Genomic DNA, 15,106 nt, shown 5'->3' on the forward strand with positions numbered 1-15,106 from the left:
GATTCTGGAATTAAGGGAGACAATATGCTCCATTGATCTTCGGTTAATTCTTCTCTTCGTGTCATGCTCCAAAGTTAACATAATCCGAAAAAAGTTAACAGACCCTATTTATGAAATGAGTTCTAATGACGAACTCAAAGAATTGACTGGCTATTCATTCAGATCACGGCAAATTGAATGGCTCAGAAATCACAATTGGAAATTTGAAATCAATGCGCGCAATTTGCCAAAAGTGGCTCGCGTGTATTTTGAAATACGTATGGGGACGGGTTTTCCGAAAGAGACAGCAAATATACCTGACACTTCCGTGAGGCCAAATTTTCAGATTTTAAGAAATATTGGTGCGAGATAAAATCATGGGACGCAAGCGAACAGCACATCATCATTTGCCGCCAAGAATGCATCTTAAAAAAGGTCGTTACTATCACGTAACGACAACCCTACCGCGCAAGTGGACGCCTCTCAGCGATGATCTCAACGAAGCTCGAAAAAAATGGGCAGAGTTGGAATGTGAAAAAGTATTTGCCGAAGATAAAACATTCAGTTGCATTGGCCATCGCTATATGCGAGAAGTTCTACCAACTTTGAAACCAAATACTCAACGAGACTACACGCAATATTTCAAGTTGCTTGACGCTGTATTCGGTGCATTGGTCATCGATACTATTCGACCTTATGACATTGCGGAATATTTGCGAGTGCGCGGCGAAACATCTAAGGTACGTGCGAACCGGGAGAAGGCACTTTTTAGCACGATTTTCAATCATGCGAGGGCTTGGGGTTATACCGACGTTACTAACCCTTGTATCGGCATTAAAGGCCATAAAGAAAAATCACGTGACAGGTACGTGTCTGATGATGAATATGCGGCTGTATGGGCTTGTGCGCATCCTACTGTGCAAGACGCAATGGACTTGGCATTGTGCACCGGGCAGCGCCCGGCGGACGTGTTGAAATTTAATGTGACAGATATCGTTGATGGAAGTCTGAGCCTTACTCAAAATAAGACAGGAAAAAAGCTACGTATTGCAATTGAGGGCGAACTGGCAGAGGTAATCGCCCGAATTTTGGCTAAACCACGTGATAAGGTGAATAAGGCGCTATTACAAGACCCGGATGGACAGCGATTAAGTTATTTTGCTTTGCGCTCACGCTTTGATAAAGCGAGAGAGATTGCGGGCGTGAATTTTCAGTTTAGAGATTTACGCGCTAAGGCTGCGACTGATACGCAAGACCTTGCACATGCACAGCGATTACTTGGACATAAAAATCGTATAACCACGGAAATCTATACTAGGAATAGAGTTGGGGAAATCGTAAAACCATTTAACAAGCGTAATTAATATTTTTCAAATGATTTTCTCGTATGATTTTGGGCGAAATTTGAAATTTGAAATTTGGAGGGAGCAGGATTGCAATAGCATAGGATTACATCACCTAGCTTTAGATCGTCAATATTTTGGAAATTGTTATTTTGCTGGATGGCAGTATCCAATGGTTCTTGCGTACAACTCGCTTTAATTTGCATCCACCCATCGTTAATAAAATTTCTTTATTCAAGTATGTCTTTAAATTCTCTGCGAAGATCGCTACGGGCAAAAATGACGTGCAAGCGAAATTTTTGAAGTCGCTCCAAATGATCAAGAAAGTCTTTCCCACGATCACCGTTTATTATTCTTTGTTCGAACTCTTTTTCGGCTTTGGTTAGTTCCGTTTCTAAATTAAATAATTTTTCGCATGCTTTTTTATATTGTTCTAATCGTCGAATAAATTGTGAATCAGCTTTTGCAAACACAGCTGCTGCAATTAGTGAAACGGCTAATGGAATAGTAACGAATTCGAGAAGCTTAGCGAGACCATCATTCGCGTCTACGTTAGATTTGAAAAGTTTAATTTGCTCCGCACTAAGAACCAGCTTAGGGGAGTCTAACATTTGCTTTATTTCGGCAGGTTTTGTTGCTAAGTACAAATCGGCTGCAAATCCTAAAATGAGGGTTGCTAAGCCTAACGAAAGTGGTATCAATGGCTTAGTTTTCCAATTCCAGACTGCTGCGTTATATATGAATATGATTGCTAGCAGAGTCGGGGCTGCGCCCATTAGGAAAATACTTAATGTTAAAGAATCCATAAATTATCGTACATTTGATAATGTTAAATGTATGGTGTTTGATGAGGTGAATTTTTAGAATTGTAGAATGCAGCCTAATTTTGTAGATCAGACGCATAAAAGGAAAGGGGTTACATTTCTGTAACCCCTTGTTTTTACTACTAATACTTGGTGGCCCGGGGCGGAATCGAACCACCGACACAAGGATTTTCAATCCTCTGCTCTACCGACTGAGCTACCAGGCCAAGACCATGCATTATAGAGATCGGATCGCTGTTTGGCAAGTGCTTCTGGAAAATTCCTTTTTCTTTCAGATTGCTTTGCTTTGATACGGCGCATCAGGCGTTTGCAGGGGGTGCCGTATAATGTGTTTTCTGTTCATATCTGGTCAAAAATGTGTATGACGACTCAAATTCATCAATATGATATCTGCATCGTTGGTAATGGCGCGGTAGGTAAGACTGCTGCATTAGGATTTGTGCAGGCAGGTCTGAAGGTTGCGTTATTGTGTCAGTCTGCTGCTGTTGCTCCCGTATCGGAACATTGGGATGTCAGAGTGTTTGCCTTGAATCATGTGGCGCATGATGTATTGGCTTCCTTGAAGGTCTGGGATGCACTGGATGCGTCACGGGTAGCGCCTGTGACGGAAATGAGGGTAAAAGGAGGGCTTGCAGCGGATGCTGGTCAAATAGGATTTGATGCCTACGGTGCACGGATTGATGAGTTGGCCTGGATTGTAGAAGATAAAAATCTGGGGCAGGCTTTGGATACCGCAATCCGGTTTGCGCAGAATTTGTCTCTGGTGACGGGTGTCGCCACAGCCTTGCAGCAGAAGGAGGATGGTGTTTCATTGACATTAGCTGATGGTTCGGAATTGCATGCGGGTCTGATTATTGGTGCGGATGGCGCGCAATCCTGGGTGCGTGGTCAGTGCGATATCGGTCTGAGTTATCGTTCGTATGGACAAAAAGGCGTGGTGTGCAATTTTGAGTGTGAAAAACCTCATTTTGGTATTGCACATCAGTGGTTTGTAGAAGAGCAGGGCATCATTGCCTTGCTTCCATTGCCAGGAAATCGTGTGTCGCTGGTATGGTCCGCGCCGGATGAGTTGGCTGCACAGTTAATGCGTGAGCCTTTGTCTGCGCTGACAGACCGCTTGGCTAAGTACTGTTCGGAAATACTGGGTCAACTGACGCCGGTATTACCTGAGGAAATCAAGGCGTTTCCATTAAATCTGATTCGCCCCCACAGCATGATCGCGCAACGTGTTGCCTTGATTGGTGATGCCGCACACGTCGTGCACCCTCTCGCTGGACATGGTATGAATCTGGGGTTTGGTGATGTGGCTGCTTTATTGGATATTGTCAAAAACCGCGAAGACCATCGTGATTGCGGCGATGCTCGTGTGCTGGAGCGCTATAGTCGTGCCAGAAAAGAAGAGGTCATGCTGATGCAATTGACAACCGATGGGCTGGCACGTTTATTTGGCTCTGATCTGGCGCCGGTACGTCTGATCCGGAACGCCGGTTTGAACTTACTGGATCGTTTCCCGGTCATAAAGAGTAAGCTGATTTCTCATGCAATGGGACGTTGATGACCAGAGCATCTGACATGATGTGTTTAACGAAGTGAATGCCGCACGCAAGACCGATGAAGAAGGAAGAATGATGTATTTGAAACAATGTATAGCAAGTCTCTTGATCGGGTTTTCCGGTCTGGCAATGGCAGAAAGCTCTCAGGAAGCTGCAGTTAAAAAACTAGTGGAGCCTCGACTGGGAGAGGGGGTGAAAGTTGACTCTGTCGTCAAAACGCCTTATATGGGCATGTACGAAGTGCGTATGGGGTCGGACATTGTTTATACCGACGAAAAAGCGCAGTTCTTATTTGTGGGCAATGTTTTTGATACGAAAACTGGCACCAACTACACCAAGATCAGAGCAGATGAACTCAACAAGATTAAATTCTCCGATCTGCCATTAGATTCTGCGTTGAAAATGGTCAAAGGCAACGGTAAGCGTGTGATTGCGGTATTTGAAGACCCTAACTGTGGTTATTGCAAACGCTTCCGCAAGACACTGGCGGGCATGGACAACATTACTGTATACACCTTTATGTATAACATTTTGTCCGATGACTCCACCGTTAAATCAAAAAATATCTGGTGTTCTGCAGATAAAAACAAGGCATGGGATGAATGGATGTTGAATGGCAAAGCAGCGCCTGCGGCAGCTGTAAACTGCGTCACACCACACGAAAAAATACTGGCGCTTGGCCGTAAATTGCGTGTGAACGGAACGCCGGCTATTTTCTTTGCCGATGGATCGCGCATCCCCGGAGCAGTGGATTCTGCTGGGCTGGAAGAAAAATTTGCCAGCCTGCAGCCTGTTAAAGCAAATTAATCTCTGTTGGCACAAGTGATGAACTGTACTGGCATTTTATTGGCGGCGGGTCGTGGTCGCCGTTACGATACCAGCGGGCATAAAAATAAACTATTGCATAGGATGGACGCGCACTGTCCTCATCAGACGATGGTCGAGTGTAGTGCTGCTCACTTACTTACTACATTGCCAGACGTGCTGGCTGTGCTGAGACCTGGTACTGACGAGATTGCTCAAAAACTGATGCATCTTGGTTGCAGGATCAGTATTTGTCAGGATGCGGACGCGGGTATGGCATATTCACTGCGCCATGCTTTGCTGGAAACGCAGCACAGTGATGCCTGGATTATTGCGCTTGGTGATATGCCGTATGTATCGCCTGCGACGGTGAGCGCTCTTCATCGTGCTTTGAGGGAAGGTGCCGATATTGCAGTGCCTGTCTTTCAGGGAAAACGTGGTAATCCGGTAGGGTTCAGCCGGACACATTTGACTGAATTACTGCAACTCAGTGGTGATCAGGGGGCCCGGCGATTACTTAGCACATTTCCGGTGACAGAGATTCAGGTCGACGATCCAGGCATACATCAGGATGTTGACGTGGCTTCAGCCGCGAATGATATCTGACACCCGATCCAAAAGGCTCAGTCTCGCGGCCAGTTTGTTGTATGCCAAGACATAATATTGGTGAGCAATTGTATGTTTCTGATGTGCCTTCGCTGATTTCCCCTAAAATAGCGATTTTTTTGTCATTGCAACTCATCAGGCACTGCTGCTGGCAGTGATCGTATATGAATAATTTGAATCAACGTCTGGTTGTTCGCCTCGGTTTTATCGGTCTGGTTCCGTTTGTTTTGCTGACATTCGCCTGTTGGCTGGTACATCCCGAATGGCTGGGGTATTTCATCAAGGCGCAGTTGGCCTATGGCATTGTGATTTTGTCTTTTCTGGGGGGCTTGCATTGGGGCGTCACCATCATGGCCGATGGCAAGGACGTAGAGGAGGCACGACGTGCTCTGATCTGGGGCGTTATTCCGACATTGATAGCCTGGTGCTCCCTGATTAATATGGGAGTAGGATTTCTGGTGCAGGTTGTCGGTTTCATTGCCGCATATAAGATTGATAAACGTTTATACGAAAGTTACTCAATCCCTTCCTGGTTTATTGATTTGCGTTTGCAACTGACGCGCGTCGTGGTTACGGCGCAGATATTTACGTTCATCGCCGCCAATGTCCGTAACTGATTCTGAAGACGAAGTAAAACCTGTATTCACAAAAAACTGGAAACTGAAAGTTCGTTCAGCATGAATAAAACGATGGTGACAAAAAAGACGACACAAGCGACAACACAATTGAAGCCAGCTGTACGTTATTCCATTATTCCAAAAGATTTGGCCGGCCATTTGTTTCAGGTCACGATGACCGTTGACAGTCCTGCCCCTGAAGGGCAGATATTGAGCTTGCCAGCATGGATTCCGGGTAGCTATATGATCCGCGAATTCTCTCGCAATATCGTGCAGATCAAGGCATCGTCTGATTCCAAGCGTGTCACGCTGAAAAAATTGGACAAACATACATGGCAGGCTGCACGCTGCAAAGGGCCACTGGAAGTCGTGTATGAAGTTTACGCATGGGATTTGTCAGTCAGGGCAGCCCATCTTGATCAGCAACACGGTTTTTTTAATGGAACCAGTGTCTTCCTGTGTGTCCATGGCAAGCAATCCCTGACACATGTTGTTGATATACAGCGCGCTGATCATCCGGCTTGCAGCACCTGGCGCGTGGCAACTGCGATGAAAGAACTCAATGCCGAGCGCTATGGTTTCGGTACTTACATTGCAGATAACTACGACGAGTTAATTGATCATCCGGTAGAAATGGGAAATTTTTCTCTGGCGACATTTCATGCACATGGTGTGTCGCATGACTTTGTTGTATCCGGGAAAATTCCTAACTTTGATATGGAACGTGTTGTCGCCGACGTAAAAAAAATCTGTGAATACCAGATCGGATTTTTTGAACCACGCACGAAACAAGCACCCATGGATCGCTATGTGTTTATGACCATGGTGGTGGGCGATGGTTATGGCGGACTGGAGCATCGCGCATCCACAGCGCTGATGTGTAATCGGAGTGATCTTCCTGTTCGTCATCATGCTGATATGAGTGATGCGTATCGAAATTTTCTTGGATTATGCAGTCACGAATATTTTCATACATGGAACGTCAAACGGATTAAACCCACTGCGTTTGCAAACTACGATCTGAGTTGTGAAAATTATACGAGTCTGCTCTGGGTATTCGAGGGTTTCACCAGTTACTACGACGATCTTGTTCTGGTTCGCGCCGGTGTGATTGATGAATCCGCCTACTTAAAACTGATCTCAAAAACCATCAACACCGTTACCCGCGGCAGCGGCCGTCTGAAACAAAGTGTTGCCGAATCAAGTTTTGATGCCTGGACTAAATACTATCGTCAGGATGAAAATTCACCGAATGCGATTGTCAGTTATTACACCAAAGGTTCTTTGGTTGCATTAGGACTGGATTTATTGATACGTACCGAAACCGGAGGTAAGAAATCTCTGGATGATGTCATGCGTGCAATGTGGAAAAGATTTGGTCGTGACTTTTATCAGCAGGGCAACACAGAATCTGGGCACGGAGTCAACGAAGAAGACATCAGCATGTTGATAGAGCAGGCAACTGGCATTAATACGCGGCAGTTCCTTCAGCGCTATGTGCATGGTACAAGTGATGTACCGCTGGCGAAATTATATGCAGAGTTTGGCATTGCCCTGGAGCCCTCTGCATCAGCATCCAAACCATCCTTGGGTATCCGTGTCGTTCGCGATGGGAATGATTGCCGTATTGCGAACGTATACGAAGGACGTGCTGCACATGTAGCAGGTCTGTCTGCCCAGGATGTACTGATTGCCATCAACGGTTTGCGGGTGACCGCGGCGGACGCGGGTGATCAGTTATCCGCCGCACTTGGTCGTTACCGGGTGGGCGAAAAAATACAACTGCATGTTTTTCGTCGGGACGAGTTAATGATTGTTGATGCCAGTTTGCAGATTGATGATGCGCCGGCATATCAACTACGGTTGAGTGAGGAGACTGATTTGCCGTTGTTGAAATCACGCCCGAGCTTTATCAAAAAAAGCAAGCGCAGTACTTGAGCGATTGAGTATTTTCCATAAAAAAGCCAGATATCAATATCTGGCTTTTTTGCGTTTTACTAAGGTGAATTCAGTTAAATAGCCGCGCCAGTTCTGCACCAGGATTGTCAGCACGCATAAACGTTTCGCCAACCAGGAAGCCGTGTACGTTAGCTTCGCGCATACGTTTCACGTCGTCTTGATTAAGAATTCCCGATTCTGTGATGACTAACTTTTCTGGTGGAATTGTTGGCAGTAACTGTATTGTCTGATCCAGTGACACTTCAAACGTACGCAGATTGCGGTTATTGACCCCAAGCATCGCCGTTTTCAGTTTTAATGCCGCATCCAATTCTTCCGCCCCATGTACTTCAACCAGCACGCCCATACCAAGTTCGTGTGCGCAGGCTTCGAGTTCTGCCATCAGACCATGATCGAGTGCGGCAACGATCAGCAAGATACAATCAGCGCCCCATTTTCTGGCCTGATACACCTGATACGGATCAATCATAAAATCTTTGCGCAAGGCCGGTAATGCACAGGCATTGCGAGCCTGTTGCAGATATTCCGGTGCGCCCTGAAAAAACTGCACATCTGTCAGTACCGATAAACAGGCCGCACCGTGTTGCTCGTAGCTTTTAGCGATGTCTGCCGGATTAAAGTTTGGCCGGATCACACCTTTGGAGGGCGAGGCTTTTTTGACTTCCGCAATCACCGCAGGATTACCCGCCGCAATTTTGTTGCGCAGTGCGGATTCAAAACCACGCAGCTGCGCGCGTGCTTCTTTGTCGGATTCGACTTCGTCACGCAGGCTGATCAGTGACTGATATTTTTTTGCTGCAGCAATCTCATCTTTTTTGACTGCCAGGATATTGTTAAGTATGTCCGACATAATTTACTTTCCGAGTTGCTGAGTGACCTGAATGAAGTGATCCATCTTGGCACGTGCAGCACCAGAGGCGATCGCTTCTTGCGCCTTCCTGACGCCGTCGGCAATCGAGCTGGCAACGCCCGCGCCGTATAAAGCGGCACCGGCATTCAGGCTGACGATATCTTTCGCGGCGCCGCTGACATTGTTCAGCACTTCCAATACTTTTTCGCGCGATTCTTCTGCACCTGACACACGCAGATTCCGGCTCGACACCATTTGCAGACCAAAGTCTTCCGGATGAATATCGTATTCGCGGATTTCGCCATCGACCAGTTCGCCGACCATGGTCGGTGCGCCGAGTGACACTTCATCCATATTGTCGCGGCCCCACACGACCAGAGCATGTTTTGCCCCCAGCCGCTGCAGTACGCGCACTTGAATGCCGACCAGATCGGGGTGAAATACACCCATGAGAATATTTGGTGCGCCTGCCGGATTCGTCAGCGGGCCGAGGATATTAAAAATGGTGCGCACACCCAGTTCACGACGCACGGGTGCCGCATGTTTCATTGCGCCATGATGGTTTGGTGCAAACATAAAACCGATGCCGGTCTGGGCGACGGATTGTGCAATCTGTTCCGGATTCAGGTTAATGTTGACACCCAGCGCTTCGAGCACGTCGGCGCTGCCAGATGATGAAGAAACGCTGCGCCCGCCGTGCTTGGCGACGCGCGCTCCGGCAGCGGCAGTCACAAACATCGAGGTGGTGGAAATGTTGAACGTATTCGCACCATCGCCACCGGTGCCGACGATATCGATCATATTCTCGGTATTGACCAATGGCACTTTGGTCGAGAATTCGCGCATGACTTGTGCCGCTGCGGTGATTTCACCTATGCTTTCTTTCTTGACGCGCAGACCTATGGTTAAGGCGGCGATCATCAGTGGTGACATCTCACCGCCCATGATTTTGCGGAACAGATACAGCATTTCATCATGGAATATTTCGCGGTGTTCTATCAGGCGTGTCAGGGCTTCTTGCTGAGAAATCGTCATTGTGCTGCTCCGGTCAGAAAGTTTTTCAACAGAGCATGGCCATGCTCTGAGAGGATGGATTCGGGGTGGAATTGCACGCCTTGCAGATTAAATTCTTTGTGGCGTACGCCCATGATTTCGCCATCGTCAGTCCATGCGGTGACTTCCAGGCAATCCGGCAACGTAGCGCGTTCTATCGCCAGCGAGTGATAGCGGATAACGGTGTAAGGGCTGGGCAGATTTTTGAAAACACCGACGCCAGTGTGCGCAATCATCGACGTCTTGCCATGCATGACTTGCTTGGCACGGATGATATTGCCGCCAAATGCAGCACCGATACTTTGATGACCAAGACAGACGCCAAGAATAGGAATCTGGCCTGCAAAACGTTCGATGACAGGAATAGAAATGCCAGCTTCATGCGGCGTGCATGGCCCCGGTGAAATGCAGATGTGATCCGGCTTTAATGCGGCGATTTCGTCCAGTGTGATTTCATCATTGCGGTAGGTGCGCACATCTTCACCCAGCTCGGCAAAATACTGCACGAGGTTGTAAGTGAAGGAATCATAGTTATCGATCATCAGCAGCATTTAAATTTCTCCGTCCAGACCATCTTGCACTTGTTCGGCTGCGCGCAAAACTGCGCGCGCCTTGTTTTCTGTTTCCTGCCATTCCATTTCCGGCACCGAGTCTGCTACCACGCCCGCCGCCGCTTGCACATACAACATGCCGTCTTTCAGCACACCAGTGCGAATCGCAATCGCCAGATCCATCTCGCCACCAAATGACAGGTAACCGCAGGCACCGCCGTAGATGCCGCGTTTGACCGGTTCTAGTTCGTCGATCAGTTCCATCGCGCGTACTTTTGGCGCACCGGACAGCGTACCAGCTGGGAAGGTCGCTTTCAGCACATCGAGATTTGATAATTGTGGTTGCAATGTGCCTTCGACATTCGACACGATGTGTTGTACATGCGAGTATTTTTCGATGACCATCTGATCCGTTACCTTGACACTGCCAGTCGTGGCGATGCGGCCGATGTCATTGCGTGCGAGATCAATCAGCATCACGTGTTCGGCGATTTCTTTGGGATCAGCCAGCAATTCTTTGGCGAGTTCAGCATCGCGCTCTGGCGTCGCACCGCGTGGACGTGTGCCAGCGAGCGGACGTATTGTGACTTTGCGCGAGCCATCATTCAGGCTTTCGTTGCGGACTAAAATTTCTGGCGAGGCGCCGATGATCTGCATGTCGCCAAAATTGTAGAAATACATATACGGCGACGGATTCAGTGAGCGCAGCGCACGATACAGTGACAGCGGCGAATCAACATAAGGTTTCTTGATGCGCTGTCCGACCTGTACCTGCATCAGATCGCCCGCCATAATGTATTCCTTGGCTTTTTCAACGGCTTTTAAATAATCTTCTTTGGCGAAATCGCGTATGGATTCGGTGCGCACCGAGGCGGATGTAACGGGCGCATCAACGCTGCGACGTAACATCGCACGCAAATCTTTCAAACGCTGGCGCGCTTTAGACCATGCTTCGGCTTGCGTAGGATCGGCATACACAATCAGATACAGCTTGCCTGACACATTATCGATGACCGCTAATTCCTCTGTCACCAGTAACTGAATTTCCGGCAGGCCAAGATCATCTTTGGGCGCGCTGTGTGCGAGGCGTTTTTCGACATGGCGTACCGCATCGTAGCCAAAGTAACCGGCGAGTCCGCCGCAAAAACGTGGCATGCCAGGACGTAACGCTACTTTGAAACGGCTTTGAAATTCTGCGATGAAATCGAGTGGATTACCCTGATATGTTTCGATGATTTCGCCATTTCTGACGATTTCTACTTTTTCACCGTAGCTGCGCAACAGCGTATTGGCAGGCAGGCCGATGAAGGAATAACGCCCGAAACGCTCGCCACCCATGACGGATTCGAGCAGGAACGTGTTTTTGCCCGCGTTCTGGGTCTGAGCAAGTTTCAGGTACAGGGTCAGTGGCGTTTCCAGATCAGCGAATGCTTCCGCAATCATCGGAATACGGTTGTAGCCTTGCGCGGCCAGCGATTTGAATTCGAGTTCGGTCATGGTTTTCTTTCAGCCGTCAGCAATTGCTCGCAAAATGGAGTATGGACGGATAAGACAGATTGATAAAACAAGCAAACAGTTGTGCTGAGGGTGCGCACAGCCATTCGCGGCATTCAGTTATTTAACAGAATTGCCAGCGTCGCCATAGCCAGGCCTCAAAGGCGCCTGGTGTGATTGCGGGACGTTTGTTATCGAGGAACATTCGTGATTGGAATGATGAGAGTTAATTATTGATTTCTGTTTGCCAGCAGTCGTGCCGCTTCAAGCAGAGTTTCGACTATACCATCACTTTCAATATTTTGTATAGCTTCGCCGTGGTTGTAGCCATACGGTACTGTTAACACGGGGCAACCCGCCGCCCGCGCTGCTATCGCATCGTTGCTGGAGTCACCGATTGCCATAATTTGGGATGGTAACAGATCGAACTGTTGCGCAACTTGTTGCAGTGGCATCGGGTCAGGTTTTTTACGGGGAAAAGAGTCGCCGCCATAAATTAGCTCAAAATAATCGTATAGGCCTTTCTTTTGCATCAGCGGTATTGCAAATGCCAGTGGTTTATTGGTGACGCAAGCCATACGCAGCCCCTGATCTCGCATGGACTCCAAACCTTCGAATACCCCAGGATAGGCATTGCTATGATTGCCGTTGATTGTCAGATAATGTTGTTGATACGATGCCATTGCACGATCAAAATGCAATGTGATATCAGTTTGATCAAAATTGACGGCCAATACTTTTTGTATCAGATTCTCTGAGCCTTTGCCGACCATGGATGTCACTTGATCCAATGTCAGAGGAGCCAGGCTTAAGTCGGTGCGCATCAGGTTGATTGCCACCAGAAAATCTGGAGCGGTGTCTAGCATTGTGCCATCAAGGTCGATGATGACTGCTTTAATCGAAGTGGACATGGGCGTGATGAAGAATACGATGTGAGTCAGTGAAAATAAAGCGCAACAAAGCAGAGGTCTGGTAACGCACTCGTACTCTGTTGCGGCAGTCGGCGTTGATGCTTAGGCTTGCGCCAATTCTGCCCGCATGGCATCAATGACTGCTTTGTAGTCTGGTTTGCCGAAGATGGCTGAACCAGCGACAAATGTATCCGCGCCCGCTTCTGCAATTGCCCGGATATTATCAATTTTTACGCCGCCATCCACTTGCAGCATGATGTCGCGCCCGGAGTCATTAATTAGTTTGCGTACTGTTGCAATCTTTTTCAATGTGTGGGGAATGAAGGATTGCCCACCGAAACCCGGATTGACTGACATCAATAAAATGAGATCGAGTTTATCCATGACGTGTTCCAGCACATGCAAGGGAGTGGCTGGGTTAAATACCAGACCAGCTTTGCAACCATGATCGCGAATCAATTGCAGGCTGCGATCAATATGCTCAGAACCTTCAGGGTGAAAGCTGATGATGTTAGCGCCCGCTTTGGCGAAGTCAGGAATAATGCGATCAACTGGTTTGACCATCAGGTGGACATCAATGGGGACTTGTACATGTGGACGTATCGCTTCGCAGACCAGAGGGCCAATAGTCAGATTCGGTACATAATGGTTATCCATGACGTCGAAATGAATCATGTCAGCACCAGCAGAAACAACATTGCGGACTTCTTCCCCGAGACGAGCGAAATCAGCGGAAAGAATACTGGGAGCGATGCGATAGGTAGTCATATATGAGTAATAATGCGAAATAAAGAGGCACCATTTTACCTTGTGCGGGCTATGTCGTCTTTGGCTTACTCTGGCACAATGATAATTTCACAGTCGCACCGATTACGAAGAGAGGCAACAATGGCAGCATATGAAATGAGTGTTTCTGTCGTCACACAATATTTGGCGGAGCAATCTGATCCCGACCATGGTAATTTTGTGTTTGCTTATACCATTACTATAAAGAACACCGGTACGGTTGCTGCACAGGTGATTTCAAGGCACTGGTTGATTATGGATGCCAAAAATCATCTGGAAGAAGTAAAAGGTCTGGGTGTAGTGGGGCACCAGCCATTTCTTGCCCCCGGACAATCTTTTGAATACACCAGCGGCAGTTCTCTGAAAACGCCGCAGGGTAGCATGAAGGGAAGCTACTTCTGTGTAGCTGAGGATGGTAGTCGCTTCGAGGCAGATATTCCTGAATTTGTTTTATCACTTCCGCGAACATTACATTGATCCACGCAAGTGCTTCAGTCCGTCTTGTGTTTGTCTGTGTCAGATAAAACTTCTCTTGTATCTGGTTTGCGGCCTGAAAACATGGTCCACCAGACGATAAATATCAACATGAATAGGGCGATACCCGCCTCTAATACTAAAAGCCACATAATTTTCTTTCATTGTGCAATCGGGAGATTTTAATCGTATCTCTGATCAACGCGCTGACTGTATTCGTTACAATGTGATGAGTAAACATTCTTTTATTTATAGGAATTAACATGGAATTCGAATGTATTTTGCTTGAAACCCGCGACAAAGTTGGTTTGATTACACTTAATCGCCCAAAAGCGATGAATGCATTGAACGATCAGCTCATGGATGAGCTCGGAATTGCATTGAAGAAGCTGGATAAAGATCCGAGTATTCATTGCATCATTTTGACTGGTAGTGAAAAAGCATTTGCAGCGGGGGCTGATATTGCCGCCATGGTGAATTATAGTTTTATGGATGCCTATAACGATGATTACATCACACGCAATTGGGAAACGATTCGTCAGATTCGTAAGCCGGTGATCGGTGCTGTGGCTGGATATGCTTTGGGCGGTGGCTGTGAGTTGGCAATGATGTGTGATTTCATTATCGCTGCAGAAAACGCAAAATTTGGTCAACCTGAAATCAAACTCGGAACCCTCCCGGGTGCTGGCGGCTCGCAACGATTGCCGCGCGCGATTTCAAAGTCAAAGGCGATGGATATGTGTTTGACCGCGCGCATGATGGATGTGGTTGAGGCTGAGCGTGCCGGACTGGTTTCTCGCGTGGTTCCACTGGATAAGTTAATGGAAGAAGCGTTTGCGGCAGCAAACATCATTGCATCAATGTCCTTGCCTATCGTGATGATGGCAAAAGAGTCTGTTAACCGTGCGTATGAAACGACTCTGTCTGAAGGCATTCAGTATGAGCGCCGTTTGTTCCAGGCCAGTTTTGGCACTGATGATCAAAAAGAAGGTATGAAAGCTTTCCTTGAAAAGCGTACTCCAGAATTTAAAAACAAGTAATTACAGCAACTGCTACGGAAAAAAGGAGGGGGAGTGATTATCACTCTCCTTCTTTTTTTGAGAGCAGGTTTACTCATCGTAAACTACAGGCTTTGCTGCACATTTGAATGTATTTCATTTAAATTGTTTGCTGTGGTTGACATGTATGGTTAGATCCTGCATAATCTCGCTTCTCTGCTGCTGACGAACACAACGCTTCGAAGCAAAAGCAGAAAAGAATACGGTTCTTTAACAATTAACAGTCAATAAATGTGGGCACTTG

Annotated in this window: 16 protein-coding genes and 1 tRNA gene; 9 read left to right on the top strand and 8 right to left on the bottom strand. The window is 47.4% G+C overall.

All coding sequences use genetic code 11. The features are described from left to right. Both ACO0LB_RS19855 and ACO0LB_RS19860 read left to right on the top strand, forming a co-directional pair. On the top strand, positions 1–352 hold a 352-nt coding region (locus tag ACO0LB_RS19855), incomplete at its 5' end, for a DUF4224 domain-containing protein (RefSeq protein ID WP_423052311.1). After that, a complete protein-coding gene (locus ACO0LB_RS19860) occupies positions 342–1,343 on the top strand; it encodes a tyrosine-type recombinase/integrase (RefSeq protein WP_423052313.1) in 1,002 nt (333 codons plus the stop codon). The genes ACO0LB_RS19855 and ACO0LB_RS19860, both read left to right, overlap by 11 nt. Before the next feature lie 209 nt (positions 1,344–1,552). On the opposite strand, the gene ACO0LB_RS19865 is transcribed toward ACO0LB_RS19860, so the two are convergent. Together ACO0LB_RS19865 and ACO0LB_RS19870 are read right to left on the bottom strand one after the other, a co-directional pair. Further along, positions 1,553–2,128: a hypothetical protein gene (locus ACO0LB_RS19865; RefSeq protein ID WP_423052315.1), complete on the bottom strand. Its 576-nt coding sequence runs from the start codon at positions 2,126–2,128 to the stop codon at positions 1,553–1,555. Positions 2,129–2,276: 148 nt separating this feature from the next. Beyond that, positions 2,277–2,352, bottom strand: a tRNA-Phe gene (locus ACO0LB_RS19870). 155 nt (positions 2,353–2,507) lie between these two features. On the opposite strand from ACO0LB_RS19870, the gene ACO0LB_RS19875 reads away from it, so the two are divergent. From ACO0LB_RS19875 to ACO0LB_RS19895, 5 genes are all read left to right on the top strand, one after another. Further along, positions 2,508–3,701 (top strand): UbiH/UbiF family hydroxylase, encoded by a 1,194-nt coding sequence (locus ACO0LB_RS19875; RefSeq protein WP_423052317.1) that lies wholly within the window; start codon positions 2,508–2,510, stop codon positions 3,699–3,701. 70 nt (positions 3,702–3,771) lie between these two features. Further along, on the top strand, positions 3,772–4,506 hold the full coding sequence (locus tag ACO0LB_RS19880) for a DsbC family protein (RefSeq protein WP_423052339.1): 735 nt from the start codon (positions 3,772–3,774) through the stop codon (positions 4,504–4,506). Between the two features lie 18 nt (positions 4,507–4,524). Continuing rightward, the gene (locus tag ACO0LB_RS19885; protein WP_423052319.1) at positions 4,525–5,109 is read left to right on the top strand and encodes a nucleotidyltransferase family protein; all 585 of its coding nucleotides are present in this window, start codon (positions 4,525–4,527) and stop codon (positions 5,107–5,109) included. A gap of 164 nt (positions 5,110–5,273) precedes the next feature. Further along, entirely contained in the window at positions 5,274–5,726 is a 453-nt protein-coding gene (locus ACO0LB_RS19890; protein ID WP_423052321.1) for a DUF3429 domain-containing protein, read from the top strand. Between the two features lie 72 nt (positions 5,727–5,798). Beyond that, positions 5,799–7,664, top strand: a complete 1,866-nt coding sequence (locus tag ACO0LB_RS19895; protein WP_423052323.1) for a M61 family metallopeptidase — start codon at positions 5,799–5,801, stop codon at positions 7,662–7,664. Positions 7,665–7,734: 70 nt separating this feature from the next. Here ACO0LB_RS19895 and trpC read toward each other — a convergent pair whose 3' ends face one another. The 6 genes from trpC to rpe all read right to left on the bottom strand — a co-directional run bounded on the left by trpC (position 7,735) and on the right by rpe (position 13,312). Then, entirely contained in the window at positions 7,735–8,535 is an 801-nt protein-coding gene (gene trpC / locus ACO0LB_RS19900; protein ID WP_423052325.1) for an indole-3-glycerol phosphate synthase TrpC, read from the bottom strand. Between the two features lie 3 nt (positions 8,536–8,538). Then, the gene (gene trpD, locus ACO0LB_RS19905) at positions 8,539–9,570 is read right to left on the bottom strand and encodes an anthranilate phosphoribosyltransferase (RefSeq protein ID WP_423052327.1); all 1,032 of its coding nucleotides are present in this window, start codon (positions 9,568–9,570) and stop codon (positions 8,539–8,541) included. After that, positions 9,567–10,139, bottom strand: coding sequence for an anthranilate synthase component II (locus ACO0LB_RS19910; protein ID WP_190480610.1), 573 nt, complete (start codon positions 10,137–10,139; stop codon positions 9,567–9,569). Before ACO0LB_RS19910 ends, trpD begins: the two co-directional genes overlap by 4 nt. After that, positions 10,140–11,636, bottom strand: a complete 1,497-nt coding sequence (gene trpE, locus ACO0LB_RS19915) for an anthranilate synthase component I (protein WP_423052329.1) — start codon at positions 11,634–11,636, stop codon at positions 10,140–10,142. Between the two features lie 227 nt (positions 11,637–11,863). Continuing rightward, on the bottom strand, positions 11,864–12,544 hold the full coding sequence (locus ACO0LB_RS19920) for a phosphoglycolate phosphatase (RefSeq protein ID WP_423052331.1): 681 nt from the start codon (positions 12,542–12,544) through the stop codon (positions 11,864–11,866). Positions 12,545–12,646: 102 nt separating this feature from the next. Next, positions 12,647–13,312: a ribulose-phosphate 3-epimerase gene (rpe, locus tag ACO0LB_RS19925; protein ID WP_423052333.1), complete on the bottom strand. Its 666-nt coding sequence runs from the start codon at positions 13,310–13,312 to the stop codon at positions 12,647–12,649. Between the two features lie 120 nt (positions 13,313–13,432). On the opposite strand from rpe, the gene apaG reads away from it, so the two are divergent. Beyond that, a complete protein-coding gene (gene apaG, locus ACO0LB_RS19930; protein WP_423052335.1) occupies positions 13,433–13,807 on the top strand; it encodes a Co2+/Mg2+ efflux protein ApaG in 375 nt (124 codons plus the stop codon). A gap of 260 nt (positions 13,808–14,067) precedes the next feature. Continuing rightward, positions 14,068–14,844, top strand: coding sequence for an enoyl-CoA hydratase (locus ACO0LB_RS19935; RefSeq protein ID WP_423052337.1), 777 nt, complete (start codon positions 14,068–14,070; stop codon positions 14,842–14,844). Positions 14,845–15,106 lie beyond the last annotated feature (262 nt).

It is taken from the genome of Undibacterium sp. SXout7W (genome assembly GCF_049339385.1).
Classification (GTDB): domain Bacteria; phylum Pseudomonadota; class Gammaproteobacteria; order Burkholderiales; family Burkholderiaceae_D; genus Undibacterium.

Coding starts and splice junctions, on each gene's coding strand:
- ACO0LB_RS19880 (WP_423052339.1), top strand. CDS start 3,772: ATGATGTATTTGAAACAATGTATAGCAAGTCTCTTGATCGGGTTTTCC.
- ACO0LB_RS19885 (WP_423052319.1), top strand. CDS start 4,525: ATGAACTGTACTGGCATTTTATTGGCGGCGGGTCGTGGTCGCCGTTAC.
- ACO0LB_RS19895 (WP_423052323.1), top strand. CDS start 5,799: ATGGTGACAAAAAAGACGACACAAGCGACAACACAATTGAAGCCAGCT.
- trpE (WP_423052329.1), bottom strand. CDS start 11,636: ATGACCGAACTCGAATTCAAATCGCTGGCCGCGCAAGGCTACAACCGT.
- ACO0LB_RS19920 (WP_423052331.1), bottom strand. CDS start 12,544: ATGTCCACTTCGATTAAAGCAGTCATCATCGACCTTGATGGCACAATG.
- ACO0LB_RS19890 (WP_423052321.1), top strand. CDS start 5,274: ATGAATAATTTGAATCAACGTCTGGTTGTTCGCCTCGGTTTTATCGGT.
- trpC (WP_423052325.1), bottom strand. CDS start 8,535: ATGTCGGACATACTTAACAATATCCTGGCAGTCAAAAAAGATGAGATT.
- ACO0LB_RS19875 (WP_423052317.1), top strand. CDS start 2,508: ATGACGACTCAAATTCATCAATATGATATCTGCATCGTTGGTAATGGC.
- apaG (WP_423052335.1), top strand. CDS start 13,433: ATGGCAGCATATGAAATGAGTGTTTCTGTCGTCACACAATATTTGGCG.
- rpe (WP_423052333.1), bottom strand. CDS start 13,312: ATGACTACCTATCGCATCGCTCCCAGTATTCTTTCCGCTGATTTCGCT.
- trpD (WP_423052327.1), bottom strand. CDS start 9,570: ATGACGATTTCTCAGCAAGAAGCCCTGACACGCCTGATAGAACACCGC.
- ACO0LB_RS19865 (WP_423052315.1), bottom strand. CDS start 2,128: ATGGATTCTTTAACATTAAGTATTTTCCTAATGGGCGCAGCCCCGACT.
- ACO0LB_RS19910 (WP_190480610.1), bottom strand. CDS start 10,139: ATGCTGCTGATGATCGATAACTATGATTCCTTCACTTACAACCTCGTG.
- ACO0LB_RS19935 (WP_423052337.1), top strand. CDS start 14,068: ATGGAATTCGAATGTATTTTGCTTGAAACCCGCGACAAAGTTGGTTTG.